This is a genomic window from Streptomyces sp. NPDC000229, from assembly GCF_040300825.1.
Classification (GTDB): Bacteria; Actinomycetota; Actinomycetes; order Streptomycetales; family Streptomycetaceae; genus Streptomyces.
This window is the reverse complement of sequence record NZ_JBEPEL010000012.1, coordinates 104,489-121,840: the sequence shown is the minus strand read 5'-3', so window position 1 is coordinate 121,840 and position 17,352 is coordinate 104,489. Positions and strand designations below refer to the sequence as shown.

The 17,352-nt window shown below is 71.1% G+C and carries 12 protein-coding genes; 4 read left to right on the top strand and 8 right to left on the bottom strand.

The features are described from left to right. Positions 1-375: 375 nt before the first annotated feature. Complete coding sequence (locus tag ABT360_RS09830; protein WP_351813370.1) at positions 376-1,155, bottom strand: SDR family NAD(P)-dependent oxidoreductase; 780 nt, start codon at positions 1,153-1,155, stop codon at positions 376-378. A 109-nt stretch (positions 1,156-1,264) separates the two neighbouring features. On the opposite strand from ABT360_RS09830, the gene ABT360_RS09825 reads away from it, so the two are divergent. Both ABT360_RS09825 and ABT360_RS09820 read left to right on the top strand, forming a co-directional pair. Beyond that, complete coding sequence (locus ABT360_RS09825) at positions 1,265-2,476, top strand: pyridoxal phosphate-dependent aminotransferase (protein WP_351813368.1); 1,212 nt, start codon at positions 1,265-1,267, stop codon at positions 2,474-2,476. Between the two features lie 80 nt (positions 2,477-2,556). After that, positions 2,557-2,949: an SCO4983 family protein gene (locus ABT360_RS09820; protein WP_351813366.1), complete on the top strand. Its 393-nt coding sequence runs from the start codon at positions 2,557-2,559 to the stop codon at positions 2,947-2,949. Positions 2,950-3,007: 58 nt separating this feature from the next. Here ABT360_RS09820 and ABT360_RS09815 read toward each other — a convergent pair whose 3' ends face one another. Further along, entirely contained in the window at positions 3,008-4,765 is a 1,758-nt protein-coding gene (locus ABT360_RS09815) for an Ig-like domain repeat protein (protein ID WP_351813364.1), read from the bottom strand. Positions 4,766-4,991: 226 nt separating this feature from the next. Beyond that, positions 4,992-6,818 (bottom strand): phosphoenolpyruvate carboxykinase (GTP), encoded by a 1,827-nt coding sequence (locus tag ABT360_RS09810; protein ID WP_351813362.1) that lies wholly within the window; start codon positions 6,816-6,818, stop codon positions 4,992-4,994. A gap of 208 nt (positions 6,819-7,026) precedes the next feature. Here ABT360_RS09810 and trhA point away from each other — a divergent pair, with 208 nt between their 5' ends. Both trhA and ABT360_RS09800 read left to right on the top strand, forming a co-directional pair. Further along, a complete protein-coding gene (trhA, locus tag ABT360_RS09805) occupies positions 7,027-7,704 on the top strand; it encodes a PAQR family membrane homeostasis protein TrhA (RefSeq protein WP_351813360.1) in 678 nt (225 codons plus the stop codon). Positions 7,705-7,789: 85 nt separating this feature from the next. Next, on the top strand, positions 7,790-8,422 hold the full coding sequence (locus tag ABT360_RS09800) for a TetR/AcrR family transcriptional regulator (RefSeq protein WP_351813358.1): 633 nt from the start codon (positions 7,790-7,792) through the stop codon (positions 8,420-8,422). Here the strand turns inward: ABT360_RS09800 and ABT360_RS09795 are convergent. The 5 genes from ABT360_RS09795 to ABT360_RS09775 form a co-directional block, all read right to left on the bottom strand. Beyond that, positions 8,400-10,790, bottom strand: a complete 2,391-nt coding sequence (locus ABT360_RS09795) for a galactose oxidase early set domain-containing protein (RefSeq protein ID WP_351813386.1) — start codon at positions 10,788-10,790, stop codon at positions 8,400-8,402. The genes ABT360_RS09800 and ABT360_RS09795 overlap by 23 nt on opposite strands. Before the next feature lie 50 nt (positions 10,791-10,840). Beyond that, entirely contained in the window at positions 10,841-12,022 is a 1,182-nt protein-coding gene (locus ABT360_RS09790) for a glycosyltransferase family 2 protein (RefSeq protein WP_351813356.1), read from the bottom strand. Beyond that, positions 12,019-13,704, bottom strand: coding sequence for an ArnT family glycosyltransferase (locus ABT360_RS09785; protein WP_444852207.1), 1,686 nt, complete (start codon positions 13,702-13,704; stop codon positions 12,019-12,021). Before ABT360_RS09785 ends, ABT360_RS09790 begins: the two co-directional genes overlap by 4 nt. Beyond that, positions 13,701-14,957 (bottom strand): glycosyltransferase, encoded by a 1,257-nt coding sequence (locus ABT360_RS09780; protein ID WP_351813354.1) that lies wholly within the window; start codon positions 14,955-14,957, stop codon positions 13,701-13,703. Before ABT360_RS09780 ends, ABT360_RS09785 begins: the two co-directional genes overlap by 4 nt. A gap of 271 nt (positions 14,958-15,228) precedes the next feature. Next, positions 15,229-17,262: a thioredoxin domain-containing protein gene (locus tag ABT360_RS09775; RefSeq protein ID WP_351813352.1), complete on the bottom strand. Its 2,034-nt coding sequence runs from the start codon at positions 17,260-17,262 to the stop codon at positions 15,229-15,231. Positions 17,263-17,352: the final 90 nt, after the last annotated feature.

Genomic DNA, 17,352 nt, shown 5'->3' with positions numbered 1-17,352 from the left:
CTTGAAGGGGATCGACTGCGTCAGCCTGGCCCGGCCAGGGAGGCGTGCCGCCCCCGCGGCGTCGGCGGCGGTGACCCTGGACCCGACTGCGGGCCGGTGGTCTTTGGAAGAACGGCGAGAAGGGGCCGTGCAGGGTCGCCCCCGCTGGGGGTCCCCCCACGCCTCCAGGGCGTAGGGGGACGATCGGCGGCGAGATACGGCCACGAGACCGGCTCGGTGCCCCGCCGACGGCGAGGAGGTGAGCCCGGAGGGGCCCCGACCCTGGCCCACCGGCAGCAACCGACCTGCCACGCGCCGCACGGCACCCCGCCCCGACCCCGACCCACCGGCCCCAGCCGGTCCGCCCGCGGGCGGACCGCCCGCCCGCGCGGGCCGTCAGTCGTCCGCGAGGGCCCGCGCGAAGCCGGTGTTCACCGCCAGGAGGCCGCCGTCGACGCGGAGAGTCGTACCGGTGATCCAGGACGCGTCCGGGGAGCACAGGAACGCCACCGCCGCCGCGATGTCCCCGGGTTCACCCACTCGGCCCAGCGGGTAGACCCGGTCGGCCAGGGCTTCCAGCTCGTGCTCGCGGCCCTCCCAGCCGCGGGTGCGGATCGTGCCGGGGTTGACCTGGTTGACGCGGACGCCGCGCGGGGCGGCGTCGGCCGCCAGAGTGCGGGTGAGCGAAGTGAGCCCGGCCTTGGCGGCGCTGTACGCGTGGCCGCCGAAGGCCTGCTCGGCGTTGACCGACCCGATGTTGACGATCGCGCCGCGCCCGGAGGCCGCCAGGTGCCCCAGCGCCGCCCGTGAGCACCGCAACGCGCCGACCAGCGTGACGTCCAGGGACCGCTGCCAGGTCTCGTCGTCCTCGTCCTCGAAGCGCGGCGCGTCCGGGGTGCGCGCGAAGGCGTTGTTGACGAGGGCGTCCAGACGGCCGAAGGTTTCCGCGGCGTACGCCACCGCCGCCTCGACGGCCGCGCGGTCGGCGACGTCGCAGCCGTACGCCACCGCCCCGGGGGCCGTCCCGGCCACCTCCCGCGCGAGGTCCTCGTCGATGTCGATGACCAGCACCCGGGCGCCCTCGTCCGCGAATCTGCGTGCCGTCGCCTCACCGATCCCGCGTGCCGCACCGGTGACCATCACGCCGTATCCGTCGAAACGTCCCAGAGCGCCCATCCGCCGATGATGCCCGTACCGGTTCGGGGCGATCAAGGGTGCCTTCGCGCGGGGGCGAAGTGGCACAAAACACGAGGCGCCCCACCCGCCACCGCCGTAAGCTCGCGACATGCAGGTGATCCAGTCCACGAAGCTCGCCAACGTCTGTTACGAAATCCGGGGCCCGGTGCTCGAGGAGGCGATGCGGCTGGAGGCTGCGGGTCACCGGATCCTGAAGCTGAACACCGGCAACCCCGCCGCCTTCGGCTTCGAGTGCCCGCCCGCGATCCTCGAGGACATGCTCCGCAACCTCGGAGAGTCGCACGGATACGGGGACGCGAAGGGACTGCTGTCCGCGCGGCGGGCGGTCATGAGTCATTACGAGACCAAGGGCATCCCGCTGTCGGTCGAGGACATCTACCTCGGCAACGGTGTCTCCGAGCTGATCCAGATGGCCATGCAGGCGCTGCTCGACGACGGCGACGAGGTCCTCGTACCGGCTCCGGACTACCCGCTGTGGACGGCGTCCGTGTCCCTCGCGGGCGGTACGGCGGTGCACTACCGCTGCGACGAGCAGAGCGACTGGATGCCGGACCTCGCCGACATCGAGCGCAAGATCACCGACCGGACCAAGGCCCTCGTCATCATCAACCCGAACAATCCGACGGGTGCGGTGTACGACGACGAGATGCTGCGCGGGCTGACCGAGATCGCCCGGCGGCACAACCTGGTCGTCTGCTCGGACGAGATCTACGACAAGATCCTGTACGACGGTGCCACCCATACGCCGACCGCGGCGATCGCGCCCGACCTGCTGGTGCTGACTTTCAACGGGATGTCGAAGAACTACCGGGTGGCCGGCTACCGCAGTGGCTGGCTGGCGGTGTGCGGGCCGAAGGCGCACGCCTCGTCGTACATCGAGGGCCTGACGATCCTGGCCAACATGCGGCTGTGCGCCAACATGCCGGCACAGCACGCGATCGCCGCCGCCCTCCAGGGGCGGCAGTCGATCGAGGCGCTGGTGCAGCCGGGCGGGCGGCTGCTGGAGCAGCGGGACGTGGCGTACGAGCTGCTGGTGCAGATCCCGGGTGTGACGTGCGTGAAGCCGAAGGGCGCGCTGTACCTGTTCCCGCGGCTCGACCCGGACGTCTACAAGATCAAGGACGATCGGCAGATGGTCCTGGACCTGCTGCGGGCCGAGAAGATCATGGTGGTGCACGGGACGGGCTTCAACTGGCACGAGCCGGACCACTTCCGGATCGTCACGCTCCCCAACGCCGCGGATCTGGCGGACGCGGTGACCAGGATCGGGAACTTCCTGGACGGCTACAGCCAGCACTGACCTCCGTACATGTAGTCAACTCAACTTTAGACAGAATCCAAGGTAGGATGGTCTCCTGTCCAAGAGCAGGAGGCCGTCCCATGTACGAACCGATCCGCACCAAGTCGGTCCACCGGATGGCCGACGACGCCCAGGACCGCATCCCGCACCGCTCCCGCGAGGAAGAGCTGGACATCCAGCTCGCCGGACACCTCGCCGCCCTGCTCGCCGTCACGGACGAGCTCGGGGACGACGCGGCGGCGGAGCGCATCGCCCAGCAGGTCGCCCGGCTGCGCGGGGCCCCGCCCGCCCGGCACGCGGGCCTCACCGGCGCCGACCCGGTGTCCCTGCACGGCCGCGCCCACACCCTCGCGGGCCGTGCCCTGGTCGTCGCCGCCTCCCGGGCCGACACGGCCGCCGCGATCCTGGCGGCCGAGCGCATGGACGCGCACACCGCCGCACTGGAGCAGCTCCGCCCGGTCGGCGCCCTCTGACGGCCCCGGTCCGCGCCCGATGAGGGCGCGGACCGGGTTGCCACTCATCCGCACCGCGTCAGCGGCGTACCCATACCGTCGCCTCGGCGGTCGACGCCGCGTGCACCTCGTCGCCCGCGTAGCTGACGGTGTACGTCACCGAACCCCGCACCCGCGGCAGGTCGTTGATCCGGAACGTGCCGTCGGCCGCGACCGCCACCGAGGTGAGCGTGCCCGTGCCGAGCCGGTCGCTGCGCTGGACGCCGAGCGTGATCCCGGCGGGCAGCGCGGGCCCCTGCGCCGTGAGCTTGCCGGTGATCTCCAGGCCCGCGCTCTTGGACGCCTCGGCGGGCGCGGTGAGCGTGAGCGCGCTCGGAGCCTTGGCCACGGACACGGTCAGGCTGACGTCCTCGGCCGGGCGGTGGGTGAGGTCGCCGAGGAAGGACAGGGTGTACGTCGACTCCCCCACCCGTGCGGGCACGTCGAGCACGGTGAAGGTCCCGTCGGCGGCCACGTCGGCGGCGGCGAGCTTGCGCGTGCCGTCCGCGTCGGTGCGTACCGCCGCGATCCTGACCGGCTCGGCGGGCGCCGGCCCGTCCAGCTCCAGGCGGCCCCGGATGCCGACCGGCTCGCCGACGACGGCCTGGCCGGGGGTCGAGGTGAGACCACCGGTGAAGCGGGCGTCGTACTGGGCGGCCGGCGGCTGGATGATGTGCAGCCAGAAAGCGCCGCCCGCGGCGTTGGTGGTGAGCGCGAACAGCCGGGAGCCGTCGGCGGACCACTCAAGGCCGCGCGGCACGACACGGTTGCCGTCGAGGTCGCCCTCGTAGGCGAATTCCAGCGGTGTGGTGCCGTTCGCCGGGTCGGCGGGCTGGATCAGCAGGTCGGGCGTGGAGCCGGTGGCCGAGGCGCCGCGCGCGATGTACGTGCCGTCGCCGCTGAAGGCGACGGCGGTGGACACCGCGCCCTCGGGCAGCGGCTGGTAGGAGGTCGGGGCGTCGAGAAGGTCACCGGAGTTCAGCAGCCGGGTGCCGTGGGCGGCGTCGGCGACCGCGAGGCGCGTGCCGTCCGCACTGACCGCCAGGTCCTTCAGGTCCAGGCCGCCCTTGCCCTCGGCGTCCGCGAAGCGGCGTGAGTCGCCGCGTACGGGATTCTCCCCGCTGGTGTCGAAGGACGTCAGGGCCGGGTCGGTGGCCTTCTCGTTCCTGACCTGGCCCATGAACAGACGGTTCTGGGCGCCCGCGCCGGCCTCCAGCAGCATCCGGCCGGTGACGTTCCAGCCGGTGACGTTGTAGGTGCCGCCGCTGACGGAGTCGAGGTCGTGAACGGCGTACGCGCACTCGGACTGGTAGTACGCGTTCGCCCTGGTGTGCCACTGCTTGCCGCCCGAGAAGGCGAGTTCCCGCCCACACGTGTCGCTGTAGGCCGGGGTCCGGCCGGTCAGCTGGAGCGTGCCGGTGTCGTACGCCGCGATGGACTCGCGCTCGCCGGCGTACAGGGTCGCGCCGTCGGCACTCAGCGCGAGACCGGTGACCGGGCTCGCGCCGGTCAGGGTTCCGACCTGCTGACCCTGGAAGGTGTAGACGAGGACCTGGCCCTTGTCGTTGTAGTAGTAGGACCGCTTGTCCGCGATGTACACGCGCTCCCGCGCGGAGTCGACGACCATCGCGGAGTACGAGGAGATCGGCAGCTTGGCGACCACCTCGCTCGCGTCGGCGGCGTACGCGGCGGGTGCGGCGGCCGCGACCAGGCCGGCCGTTCCGAGTGTGAGCGAGAGGGCGACGAGCGTGGATGTGACGCGTCGTCGCGAACGTACGGATCGTACGGATGTACTCAACTGAGCCCCCCACAGGCGTGATTGGCCCCCTCCGTGAGGAGAGGGACACGTGAGGGGAATGTAACTGCCGTGCACACGTTCTGCACAGGGGTTCGAAAAGAAGGGTGTGAAAGTTCGGCCCCCGGAGCCTGAGGGGACTCCGGGGGCCGATTGCATCGCGGCGGGTCATTCGTGAACCCACAGGTCAGGGCGGATGTCGGGCTGACCCGCCACGAGGTCCGTCAGGTCAGCCCAGACGGGCGACCAGCGAGCGGTACTCGTCCCACAGCTCCTTGGGCGTGTGGTCGCCGAAGGTGTTGAGGTGCTCGGGGATCAGCGCGGCCTCCTCGCGCCAGACCTCGGTGTCGACCTTCAGCAGGAAGTCGAGGTCCTCCTCCGGCAGGTCGAGGCCGTCGGTGTCGAGGGCCTCACGCGTCGGCAGGATGCCGATCGGCGTCTCGACGCCCTCGGCCTTGCCGTCCAGGCGCTCGACGATCCACTTCAGGACGCGGCTGTTCTCGCCGAAGCCGGGCCAGACGAACTTGCCGGCGTCGTTCTTGCGGAACCAGTTCACGTAGTAGATCTTGGGCAGCTTGGACTGGTCGGTGGCGTTCTTGCCGACCTTGATCCAGTGGGCCATGTAGTCGCCCATGTTGTAGCCGCAGAACGGCAGCATGGCGAACGGGTCACGGCGCAGCTCGCCGACCTTGCCCTCGGCGGCGGCCGTCTTCTCGGAGGCGACGTTCGCACCGAGGAAGACACCGTGCTGCCAGTCGAAGGACTCGGTGACCAGCGGGACCGCGGTGGCGCGGCGGCCACCGAAGAGGATCGCCGAGATCGGCACGCCCTTGGGGTCCTCCCACTCGGGCGCGATGATCGGGCACTGCGAGGCGGGGACGGTGAAGCGGGCGTTGGGGTGGGCGGCCGGGGTGTCGGAGTCCGGCGTCCAGTCGTTGCCCTTCCAGTCCGTGAGGTGCTTCGGCGCCTCCTCGGTCATGCCCTCCCACCACACGTCGTTGTCGTCGGTGAGCGCGACGTTGGTGAAGACGGCGTTGCCCCACAGGGTCTTCATGGCGTTGGCGTTGGTGTGCTCGCCGGTGCCGGGCGCGACGCCGAAGAAGCCCGCCTCGGGGTTGATCGCGTGCAGCTGGCCGTCCTCGCCGAACCGCATCCAGGCGATGTCGTCGCCGATCGTCTCCACGGTCCAGCCGGAGATCGTGGGCTCCAGCATCGCCAGGTTGGTCTTGCCGCACGCGGACGGGAAGGCGGCGGCGACGTACTTGGCCTCGCCCTGCGGCGGGGTGAGCTTGAGGATCAGCATGTGCTCGGCGAGCCAGCCCTCGTCGCGGGCCATGACGGACGCGATGCGCAGGGCGTAGCACTTCTTGCCGAGGAGGGCGTTGCCGCCGTAGCCGGAGCCGTACGACCAGATCTCGCGCGACTCGGGGAAGTGCGAGATGTACTTGGTGGAGTTGCACGGCCAGGGGACGTCCTCCTGGCCGGGCTCCAGCGGGGCTCCGAGGGTGTGGACGGCCTTGACGAAGAAGCCGTCCTGGCCGAGCTCGTCGAGGACCGCCTGGCCCATCCGGGTCATGGTGCGCATGGAGACGGCGACGTACGCGGAGTCGGTGATCTCGACGCCGATGGCGGAGAGCGGCGAGCCGAGGGGGCCCATGCAGAAGGGCACGACGTACATCGTGCGGCCCTTCATGGAGCCGCGGAAGATGCCCTTCTCGCCGGTGAAGATGTCCCGCATCTCGGCGGGGGCCTTCCAGTGGTTGGTCGGGCCCGCGTCCTCCTCCTTGTCGGAGCAGATGAAGGTGCGGTCCTCCACGCGCGCGACGTCGGTCGGGTCGGATGCGGCGTAGTACGAGTTCGGACGCTTGACGGCGTCGAGCTTGCGGAACGTGCCCTTGGCGACGAGCTCCTCGCACAGACGCTCGTACTCGGCCTCTGAACCGTCACACCAGACGACGTTGTCCGGCTGCGTGATGCTTGCGATCTCGTCGACCCAGGAGATGAGCCCCTGGTGGTCGGTGGGGACGGTGGTGGGAGCCGCATTACCGCGCGCCACGATTGCTCCTTGTTGAGGGGTTTTGGGTTGTCTGCCCCGTGGGGGCTGCGACCCGGATGCTTCACTGCATGAATCTCTTGGCGCTCATCCGGTGCCGACCGCACTCATCTGATCATCCGTGCCTTGTGCGCATATGTCCAGAGGGCCTCTCACGTGAGCATTGCCACTCGCGCTCGGTCGTCACGGACGCGTCGGTAACATTTCTGTCATGACTGCAGCCGGGTCCGAAGTGACCGAGATAGACCCCCCGCCGGTGAAACCCAGGCTGCGCGGCTGGCTGCACGCGGGCATGTTCCCCGCCGCCCTCGTCGCGGGCGTCGTCCTCACGACGCAGGCCGATTCGACCCGCGCCCGGATCGCCTGCGGCATCTACGCCTTCACCGCCTGCCTGCTCTTCGGAGTGAGCGCCCTCTACCACCGGGGCAACTGGGGCCCGCGCGCCACAGCCGTACTGCGCCGGCTCGACCACGCCAATATCTTCCTGATCATCGCGGGCACCTATACCCCGCTGACCCTCCTCCTGCTCCCCGACTCCACCGGGCGGGTGCTTCTGTGGGCGGTCTGGGCGGCCGCGGTGGCGGGGATCGCGTTCAGAGTGTTCTGGGTCGGCGCCCCGCGCTGGCTGTACACCCCCTGCTACATCGCGATGGGCTGGGCGGCCGTCTTCTTCCTCCCCGACTTCATGCGCTCGGGCGGCGTCGCGGTGCTGGTCCTGGTGATCGTCGGCGGGGTGCTCTACAGCCTGGGCGGCGTGGTCTACGGACTCAAGCGCCCGAACCCGTCGCCGCAGTGGTTCGGCTTCCACGAGGTCTTCCACTCCCTCACGCTCGCGGCGTTCGTCGCCCACTACATCGGCATCTCACTGGTGGCCTACCAGCACGCATGACCCGCGCCGCCCGGCATGAAACGGCCGTGACGCCCCCGCGCCACGGCCGTTCGCCGTCGCGGGGCGATGGCCGACAATGAGCCGCATGGCCGCCGAATTCCCCGACCCGCTCGATCCGCTCACCAGGGCGCACCGCCCCATGGGACTGCGTGAGCGCAAGAAGCTCAAGACCCGTATCGCGATCCGCCGGGCCACCTACCGCCTGATCGCCGAGCAGGGATACGAGGCGACCACCGTCGAGCAGATCGCCGAGGCGGCCGAGGTGTCACCCAGCACCGTCTTCCGGTACTTCCCCACCAAGGAGGACATCGTCCTCACCGACGAGTACGACCCGGTCATGGAGGAAGCCCTGCGCGAGCGGCCCGCGGGCGAGGACCCGCTGGAGTCCCTGCGCTCCGTCCTGACCCGGGCCGTGGCCGCCCTGCTGGAGCGCGAGCCGGAGGAGACGCGGCGGCGCGCCCGGCTGATGGCGGAGGTCCCGGCCGTACGCGCCCGGATGACCGGGACGATGGCCGAGACCTCCCAGGTGCTGTCCCGCGTGCTGGCCGACCGCACCGGCCGGGCGGCGGACGACCTGGAGGTGCGGGTCTTCACCGCGGCCGTGATGGGCGCCCTCGCCGAGGCGACGGTCTACTGGGCCGAGCGCGACCAGCGGGACGATCTGGTCGCGCTCGTCCACCGCACCCTGGACACGCTCAAGGGCGGTCCGGCCTTGTAGGCGTGTCGCCCTTCCCGCAGGCCACGCCGTCCCGGTCCGGGTCGAGGCGCAGCGGGTCGTCCTTGCCGTTGACCTTCAGACGGCCGTAGTCATGGTCCGCCAGCCACGCGCAACGGGCCCTCGTCGTCGCCTTCACCGACTGCGGGAACACCGTCGGTACGCACACTCCGGCCGAGCCGTAGTGCCGGTCGCAGCCCGCGATGCGCGGGCCGACCGGGGCGGAGTCCCGTTTCTTCAGCGGCTTCTTCGGGGTGGCGGCGAGGTCGTCCGCGAAGTCGTGGACGTGCGCCGACCCCTCCGCCTCCGCCGCCATCGCCGCCGGACCGCCCAGGTGCACCCACTGGGCGAGGGACGGGATGCCGTTCGCGTCGACGGCGAAGAGCATGTACCAGCCGGGCGGGGCGAGGTTCGGGTTGCCGGTGACGTTCAGGTCGATCGTCCGGTCGTCGACCACCGACAGCGGCAGGTCCACGAACCGCTGGTTGGGGTCGGAGGAGTGGGTGACGGCGGCCGGGCGGATCAGCTCCGCCTTGGCGATCGGCCGGTCGACGGTGATCCGTTGCGTGTCGCCGTAGTTCCACCGGCCGTCGGTCACGGAAGTGATCCGCGGGCGGGCGCCCTTGAGCAGGTACGGCGGCGTGTAGACCGACACGTCGTGGTTGTACGAGCCGTTGCCGGGGTTGTCGCCGACCGCCATCACCCGGCCGTCGGGCAGCAGGAAGGCCGACGAGTGGTAACCCCGCGGGACCGGGTCGGCGGCCATGTCCGCCTGGTAGGTGTCAGTGGCCGGGTCGAAGATCGACGCCTCGTACACCGGATCGGCCCGGTCGTGCAGCGCGCCTCCGGTCTCCAGGACCTTGCCGTCGGGCAGCAGCACCGCCGAGACGTACATCTTGCCCTCGTCGCCGGTCTGCGGGCGCTTGCCGGCGCCCTGGTCGACCAGCCCCTGAGGGATCGGCGGGCCGGCGACGTAGGCCGGGTCGGGCTGCTTGAGGTCGATGATGTCGGTGAGGCGGTTGGCGGCGGGGTTGCGCTCGTTGTTGCCGCCGCCGATGGTCAGCACCCGCTGGTCCTGGGCGGGCGGCAGCAGGACGCTCGCCGACTCGTCCCGCTCGTCCTTGTTCCGCAGGCCGGGGACGTCGGTGATGGTGTTGGCGTCGTAGTCGTAGATGGAGGCACCGGTGCCCGGGGTGCCGTTGCCGAAGGTGTGGCTGCCGGAGTAGAACAGCCGCCCGTCCTGCATCAGGATCATCGACGGGTACAGGCCCCAGTAGGACCAGGTCTGCTTGACCTCGTTGACGGGCAGCCACCTGTTCTGCACGGCCGAGAACCTCTCCGCCGTCACATTGCCGGTGGAGTCCTCCTTCAGTCCGCCGAAGGAGATCACGTCACCATTGCCGAGGATCGTCGCCGACGGGTACCAGTGCCCGTCGTGCATGTCGTTCGTCTTGATGTACGTCTCCGTCACCGGGTCGAAGACGTACGAGTCCTTCAGGCCCTGGTAGCCGATCGTGCCGTCGGCCGACGGATAGCCCTTGTTGCCGCTCATCACCAGCACCCGGCCGTCGGACAGCTGCACATGGCCGGCGCAGAACATGTCCACGGGCGTGGGGATGGTCGTGAAGGAGCCGTTCGCCGGGTCGTACACGGCGGAGGTGAAGGTGCCCGCCTTGAACATCTCCGGGTCGTTGCCGGAGCCGGCGATCAGCAGCACCTTGCCGTTGTGGAGCACGACCGAGTGCATGGAGCGGACCGGGTTCCTGGTCGGCAGGACCTCCCACTTGCCCTTGGCGCACTCCTCGGCGGTGCCGGTGCACACCGGGTCGGGCGCGGGCGGGGCGACCTCCTCCATCCCGTAGTCGTCGGTGGTGACGGTGCCGGTGCCGAAGACGGACACGCCCCAGGCGATCTTGTCGGTGCCGGGCGGCACGACGGGTGTGCGCACCTCGGCGCGGGTGTAGGCACCGGCGACCGGGAGGGTCTTGAGGTCGGTCCAGTACTGCCAGCCGGCGGTCGTGTCGTGCCGGAAGAGCGTGATCGCGGTGTCCGGGGTCGTCGACTTGTACCAGAGGGACAGGTCGTACTGCCGCTCGGCGGCGACGGCCGGGGCGCATGCGTCCGACTCGGTGATCAGGGCCTTGCGGTCGCCGTCGACGCGGCGGGTCAGCTCGACCTTCATGGCGCCGGTGCCGGAACGGGCGTCGGTGGTGGTGCTGAACGTGAAGTCGTTGTCGCCCCACCCCGATCTGGACCAGCACTCGGGCATGCCGTCGTGGCCGGTCCCCGGGGTTTCGAAGCCCGGGTTCTTGATGAGGTTGATCCCGGCCGCGGCCGGCGGCTGGGCGGCCAGGAGCAGGCCGGAGGCCATGGCGCCGATCGCGAGCAGCGCCACTCTTCGCCTTCGTCGAGGGGTGGGTTTCACCGGACGTTCCTTCCCGTGCGGGCCCCACGCGCTCTGCGGGGCAGGTAGACCAGCGCCTCGGTCCCGGCGAAGCGCAGGACGAAGGTGGTCAGCAGCGCGAGGGCGGTGGCGGGCAGCACCGCCATGTGGAGCTGCCCGACGAACAGGGCGATCAGGGGGATGCGCAGGACGAGGTCGGCATTGGCGAGGAGCGTGAAGCGCCCCACACGGTCGGCCCAGTGCCGGTGGTGGCGCCGGTCGCGGAACAGGAGCACCTCGATGAGGAGGAAGTTCCAGGCGACGCCGAGCTGGTTGGCGAGGATCTCGGCGGGCAGGTAGTGCAGCCCGGCGCCGGTGAGGGCGTACAGGGCGACGAGGTTCGGGACGAAACCGGTGAGGCCGATGAGCCCGAAGGCGGCCATGCGGGCGAGCGGCGACGCGGTGCGCAGCTCGACCAGGTGGCGGAGGAACCGCAGGCCCTCCCTGGCGGTGGACTTGGACTCGCCGGCGAACCGCTCCTCGAAGACGAACGGCACCTCGGCGACCCGGGCCGGGCGGCACCGTACGGCCAGCTCCAGCAGGATCTTGTAGCCGAGCGGACGGAGTGCTTCCGCGGTCACCGCGCTGCGCCGGACGGCGAAGAACCCGCTCATGGGGTCGCTGATGCCGCGGAGGGCGCGCGGGAAGAGCCCCTTGGCGAGCCAGGTCGCCCCGCGCGACACCGCGACGCGGTAGCCGCCCGCCAGTCCGGCGCGGCTGCCGCCGGGCAGGTAGCGGCTGGCGACGACGAGGTCGGCGTCCTCCTTCTCGCCGGTGGCGACGAGGTCGGGGACGAGCGCGGGCGGGTGCTGGAGGTCGGCGTCCATGACGACGATCCAGTCCGAGGTGGCGGCCTTCAGCCCGGCGACGACGGCGCCGCCGAGGCCGTCGTCGGGGGCGTCGCGGTGGATGACGGAGACGGGGAAGGGGCAGTCCCGTGCGGCGTCGGCGATCACGGCGGGGGTGTCGTCGGTGGAGTCGTCGACGAAGACGACCTCGCACGGGAGGCGGCCGGGCACGGAGGCGGCGATCCGGCGCAACAGCTCCCGTACGTTCGCCGACTCGTTGAAGGTGGGGATGACGACGGTGACGGCACCGGGCTCGGGTACGTCGTCGGTGACCGGGGCGAGGTCCTCGGCGCCGGTGGGCTGGATGGTCAAGAGGCCTCCGCTCGGCTGATCCGGTCTCCGGTGGCCGTGTCTCCGGTGGCCGTGTCTCCGGTGATCTTCCGGATCTCGATCCGTTCCTCGCCCTCGCCGAAGGTGGCGACGGGCGTCGAGTGCTCCAGCGCCGCCTTGACGTTGGGCAGGTCACGCGCGTCGCGCCGTACGGTCGGGGAGGCGACGACGTAGTCCAGGTCCCGCCAGCCGCGGGGCATGGTCCTCGTCACCGCCGGGTCGAGGTCGGCCTTGTAGAACCAGATGGCGCCGAGCCCGGGGTCGTACCCGGCGTGGACGAGGTCGAGCCAGAGCGCGTCGTCGACCAGCACGCGCGCGTGGGCCGGGTCGGGGACCTCCCGGCCGAGCCAGGCCGCGGCGGCCCGGTAGGGGGCGTTGGCGTCGGCGGTCATGGCGGTGCGGTCGCCGTCGTACCAGCGCGGGACGACGTACACGGCGGCGGTGGCCGCGAGGAGGACGGCGGCCGCGCGGCGGAACGGGAGGAGGGCCGGGGTACGGCGGCCCTTGCGCAGCACGGCGTGGGCGACGCTCGCCGCGCCGCCGGCCAGGACCAGGGCCAGGAAGGGCAGCGCCTGGATGACGTACATGGCGGGCAGGTAGCCGGAGGGGCGCATCGCCACGAGCGCCAGGACGGCGACGGCCAGCGCGGGTCCGGCCAGCGCCCGCGCGGTGACCGACCAGCGGACGGTGACCAGGAGCAGGGCGGCGCCGGCGAGGCCGCCGAGCGGCAGGACCCGGTCGTAGTAGAGCCAGGAGCCGAGCACGCCGTTGGAGCCGGTGCCCGGTTCGAGGATGAAGCCCGAGCCGGGGCGGCTCATCTGGTAGGTGATGCCGTCCCACAGCGAGACATGTCCCTCGCCGGGCAGCAGCTCGCCCTTGAGGAGCGCGAACAGCGGGTACGAGAACCCGATCAGGGCGCAGGCGGTGATGGCGCCGGTGACGGCGAACTTGCGGGTGTCGCGGTGGCCGTGGCGCCACATGGTCACCAGCAGCGCCGGCAGGACGACGAGCATCGTCTCCTTGGTGAGGACGCCTATGGCGGCGGTGACTCCAGCCCCGACGTGGTGCCACAGATGCCGGTTGGGCGAGGCGGCGAGGCAGAACGCCAGCAGCATCCACATCACGGCGAGGTTGTCGAGGAAGATCTCCCGCTGGAGGACGACGGACAGCGGGGAGAGGCCGAACAGCACCATGGCCAGGCCCGCGGCCCAGCGCGGCAGCCACAGGCGGCGCGCCAGGACGTACAGCATCACCGCGGAGGCGGCGCTGACCAGCAGCATCGCCAGGCGCATCGAGGCGACGGTCATCGACTCGGGCGCGATCAGCGACGGTATCCAGGTGAGGGCGGCGAGCTGCATCCAGCCGAGCGGTGGATGGTCGTACCAGTAGGTGTAGTGGGCGAGGCCCCGGCCGTTCTGCACGGCCCAGGCCTGGGCGAGGTAGGTGCCCTCGTCGTCGCTGAGGGCGGGGTACTGCTGGATGTTCCAGCCCTGGACGATCAGGATCGCGGCGAGGAGCACCCCGCACAGGACCAGGTCGGGGCGGGAGCCGCGGAAGCGTACGACGGGCCGGGTGACGAGCCGTCTCTTGTCGCACGGTGCCGTGACGGTGGCGGGCTCGGGAGCCGCGGGAGCCGCGGGAGCCGCGGGGAGGGTGGCCGTCACCGGGTGGCCTCCTCACGGACGAGATGGGCACCGACGTGGCTGGTGAGCTCCCACTCGTTGCGCCCGCGCTGCTCGCGCCAGACGGCCCGGACGGCCGCGCCGGTCAGCAGCAGCTGGTAGAACGGCCCGCCGACGATGAGCTTCAGGTAGTGGACGAACCGGACCCGCAGCCCGTACTGCCGGCCGAAGTCGTGCAGTCCGACGATCTCGAAGACGAACGTCACCATCGCGGTCAGCAGGGGGAGGAAGGTGATGACGGCGACGCCGATGGGGACGTCGAGGAAGAGCGCGATCGCCACGTTGAGCGGGATGACGACGCCGGTGAACGCCTGCATGAACGGGGTCATCAGGGTGTAGCGGGCGAGCATCCGCTGCCCGAGCGTGGGCAGTTGCTTCCAGTCCTTCTTGCGGTAGACCTGGAGGAAGCCCTGGTTCCAGCGGGTGCGCTGCTTGAGCAGGCTCATCAGGGTGCCGGGCGTCTCCTCGCGGGTGACCATGTCGGCGTCGTACGCGACGACGACCTTCTTGCCGACGCTGGACAGCCGCACGCCCAGGTCGCAGTCCTCGGCGAGGCAGTTCTGGTCCCAGCCGCCGGCCTGGCGCAGGACGTCGGTGCGGACGAAGACGGTGTTGCCGCCGAGCGGGATGAAGCCCTTGGCTGCGTGCAGGTGGAGGCGTGAGCGGAACCAGAAGAAGTACTCCAGGCAGTTGCGCAGGGAGTACCAGCTGGAGTGGAAGTTGATCAGCTGGACGCCGCCCTGGACGACGTCGGCGCCGGTGGCGGTGAAGGCGTGGTCGACATGCGCGAGCAGTTCGGGGTGGACCTGGTCCTCGGCGTCGAAGACGCCGACGACGTCGCCCCGGCAGTACGGCAGGGCGGTGTTGAGGGCCTTGGGCTTGTTCTTGGCCTCATGGGTGTCGACGACGACGCGGACGCGGCCGGGGTCGCCTGCCGCGGCCCGTTCGGCGACCTCGGTGGTCTCCGGGTCGTCGTGACCGACTATCACGATGATCTCGAAGTCCCGGTGGCTGGACTCCAGCAGCCGGTCGATCGTGTGCTCCAGGACGAGCTGCTCATGGCGGGCCGGCAGCAACAGCGAGAACGACAGCCCCTGTTGCCCGTCCGGGCTCTCGAAACGGGTGGCGGCGAGCGTTTCCGGCGTACGCCAGGCGTGCATCTGCCACCACAGCGTGAAGGCGGCCATCCAGAAGAGCGCCAGTGCTATGGCGACGACGGACATGGATACGAGCATGGAAAGGTTTCCCCCCTCCGACCACGCCGCGGCGGAGCAGGTGCGCACACCGGTGGTCGCACCGGTGTCACGCCGCCGCAGTACGGTCGTTCCCCAAGAGACATGTCAGGGGCGAGTCGCGGCAGGACCCCCCTGGCCGTCGACGCCCTCGTTCGACGTCCGCACCCGCCCTCCCCAGAACGTGCGCGGAGTCTCCACTCCTTTGTCCGATGAGAATAGAGGCAGACGGTGACACTTAGGCGCTGTCCCGATAAAAACTGTGTTTTCGGCGTCAGTTGGCCAGTTTGTGCACCAGGTCGTCCGGATCCGTGGTGGGCGCGTCGCAGGTGAAGTGGCGGCAGACGTACGCGGCGGGCCGCCCGTCGACCAGGGGACGGTCCTTCAGGAGCGGGAACTCCTCGTCGCCTCCGTCCGGTGCGCCGAAGGCGACGACGGCGCCGGGCGCGGTGCCGAGCAGGGCGGTGCGGTGCAGTGCGCGGGCGGCGTCGTCGTCCGGGTGGCCGACGACGGCGACCTCGCGCGGCCCGTCGAGGAGCGCCTCGGCCACGGCCAGGCCCCAGCCGATGAACCGGGGCGCGCGCGGGCCCAGCGCCCTGACCACGCCGAGGGCGCCCTCGGCGGCGGCGCGGTGGGCCTCGGAGCCGGTGTGCGCGGCGTACGACAGCAGGGCCCCGGCGGCGGCGGTCCAGCCGGCGGGAGTGGCGTTGTCGGTGGGGTCCTGGGGGCGGCGGATCAGCTGCTCGGCGTCGTGCGCGGTGTCGTAGAGCGCGCCGCCCTCGCCGGTGAACTGGTCGAGGACGATGTCGAGGAGGAAACCGGAGAACTCCAGCCAGACTCCTTCGCCGGTCACGGCCGCCAGCGCCAGGAAACCCTCGGCGACGTCGGCGTAGTCCTCCAGCACTCCGGCGTTGGCGCCGACGTGCCCGTCCTTGGAGGTGCGGGCGAGCCGCGCCCCGGAGCCCATGTGCAGCCGTACGAGCAGGTCGGCCGCCTCGGTGGCCCGTTCGACCAGGTCGGGGCGGTCGAAGAAGGCGCCGGTCTCGGCCAGCGCGGCGATCGCGAGCCCGTTCCAGGCGGCGACGATCTTGTCGTCGCGGCCGGGACGGGGCCGCTGGTCGCGGGCGGCGAGCAGCCGCCGGCGGATCCGGTCGAGGCGCTCGGCGTCCACGACCCCGGCGCCCTGCGGCAGTTGCAGCACGGACGAGCCGTGCTCGAAGGTGCCCTCCTCGGTGACGCCGAAGTGCTGGGCGGCGTACGAGGCGTCCTCCTCGCCCAGGACCTCGCGCAGCTGCTCGGGCGTCCACACGTAGTAGGCGCCCTCGACGTGCCTGCCCGTGCCGTCGTCACTGTCGGCGTCGAGCGCGGAGGCGAACCCGCCTTCGGGGGTGCGCAGTTCCCGCACCATGAAGTCGGCGGTCTCCAGGGCGACCCGGCGGGCCAGGTCGCTGCCGGTGACCCGCCACAGGTGGGCGTACACCCGGCACAGCAGGGCGTTGTCGTACAGCATCTTCTCGAAGTGCGGCACGACCCACTCGCGGTCCACCGAGTAGCGGGCGAAGCCGCCGCCGAGCTGGTCGTAGATACCGCCCCTGGCCATCGCCTCGCACGTGTCCGCGGCCATCTGGAGGGCGCCCTCGGCGCCGGTGCGCGCGTAGTGGCGCAGCAGGAACTCGACCACCATGGACGGCGGGAACTTCGGCGCCCCGCCGAAACCGCCGTGCCGGTCGTCGTAGTCACGGGTGAGCCCCAGCAGTGCCTGGGCGAGCTCCTGCTCACCGGGCGCACCGGCCCCGCCGTAGGCGAGGGAGCGCCCCGCGAGCTCCCGCACGATGTTCCCGGCGACCTCGTCGACCTCCTCGCGCCGGTCGGCCCAGGCGACGGCGACACCCTGGAGGACCTGGTGGAACGACGGCATGCCGTGGCGGGGCGCGGGCGGGAAGTACGTACCGAAGTAGAACGGCTCGGCGTCGGGCGTCAGGAAGACGGTCATGGGCCAGCCGCCGTGGCCGGTGGCGGCCTGCACGGCCTCCATGTAGACGGCGTCGACGTCCGGGCGCTCCTCGCGGTCGACCTTCACGGGCACGAAGTGCTCGTTGACGTACGCGGCGGTCGTCTCGTCCTCGAACGACTCGTGCGCCATGACGTGGCACCAGTGGCAGGAGCTGTAACCGACACTCAGCAGCACGGGCACACCGCGCCGCCGGGCCTCCTCGAATGCCTCACCCGACCAGGGCCACCAGTCGACCGGGTTGTCGGCGTGCTGGAGGAGGTACGGGGACGTCTCATGGGCCAGTCGGTTCGGCATACCACCCATCCTGCCGGATGCGCGTACCCGATGCCTCGAGCGTCCGGAGGTTGTCCACAGCCCCTCGCGCCGATCAGCCGTGCGGCGGAC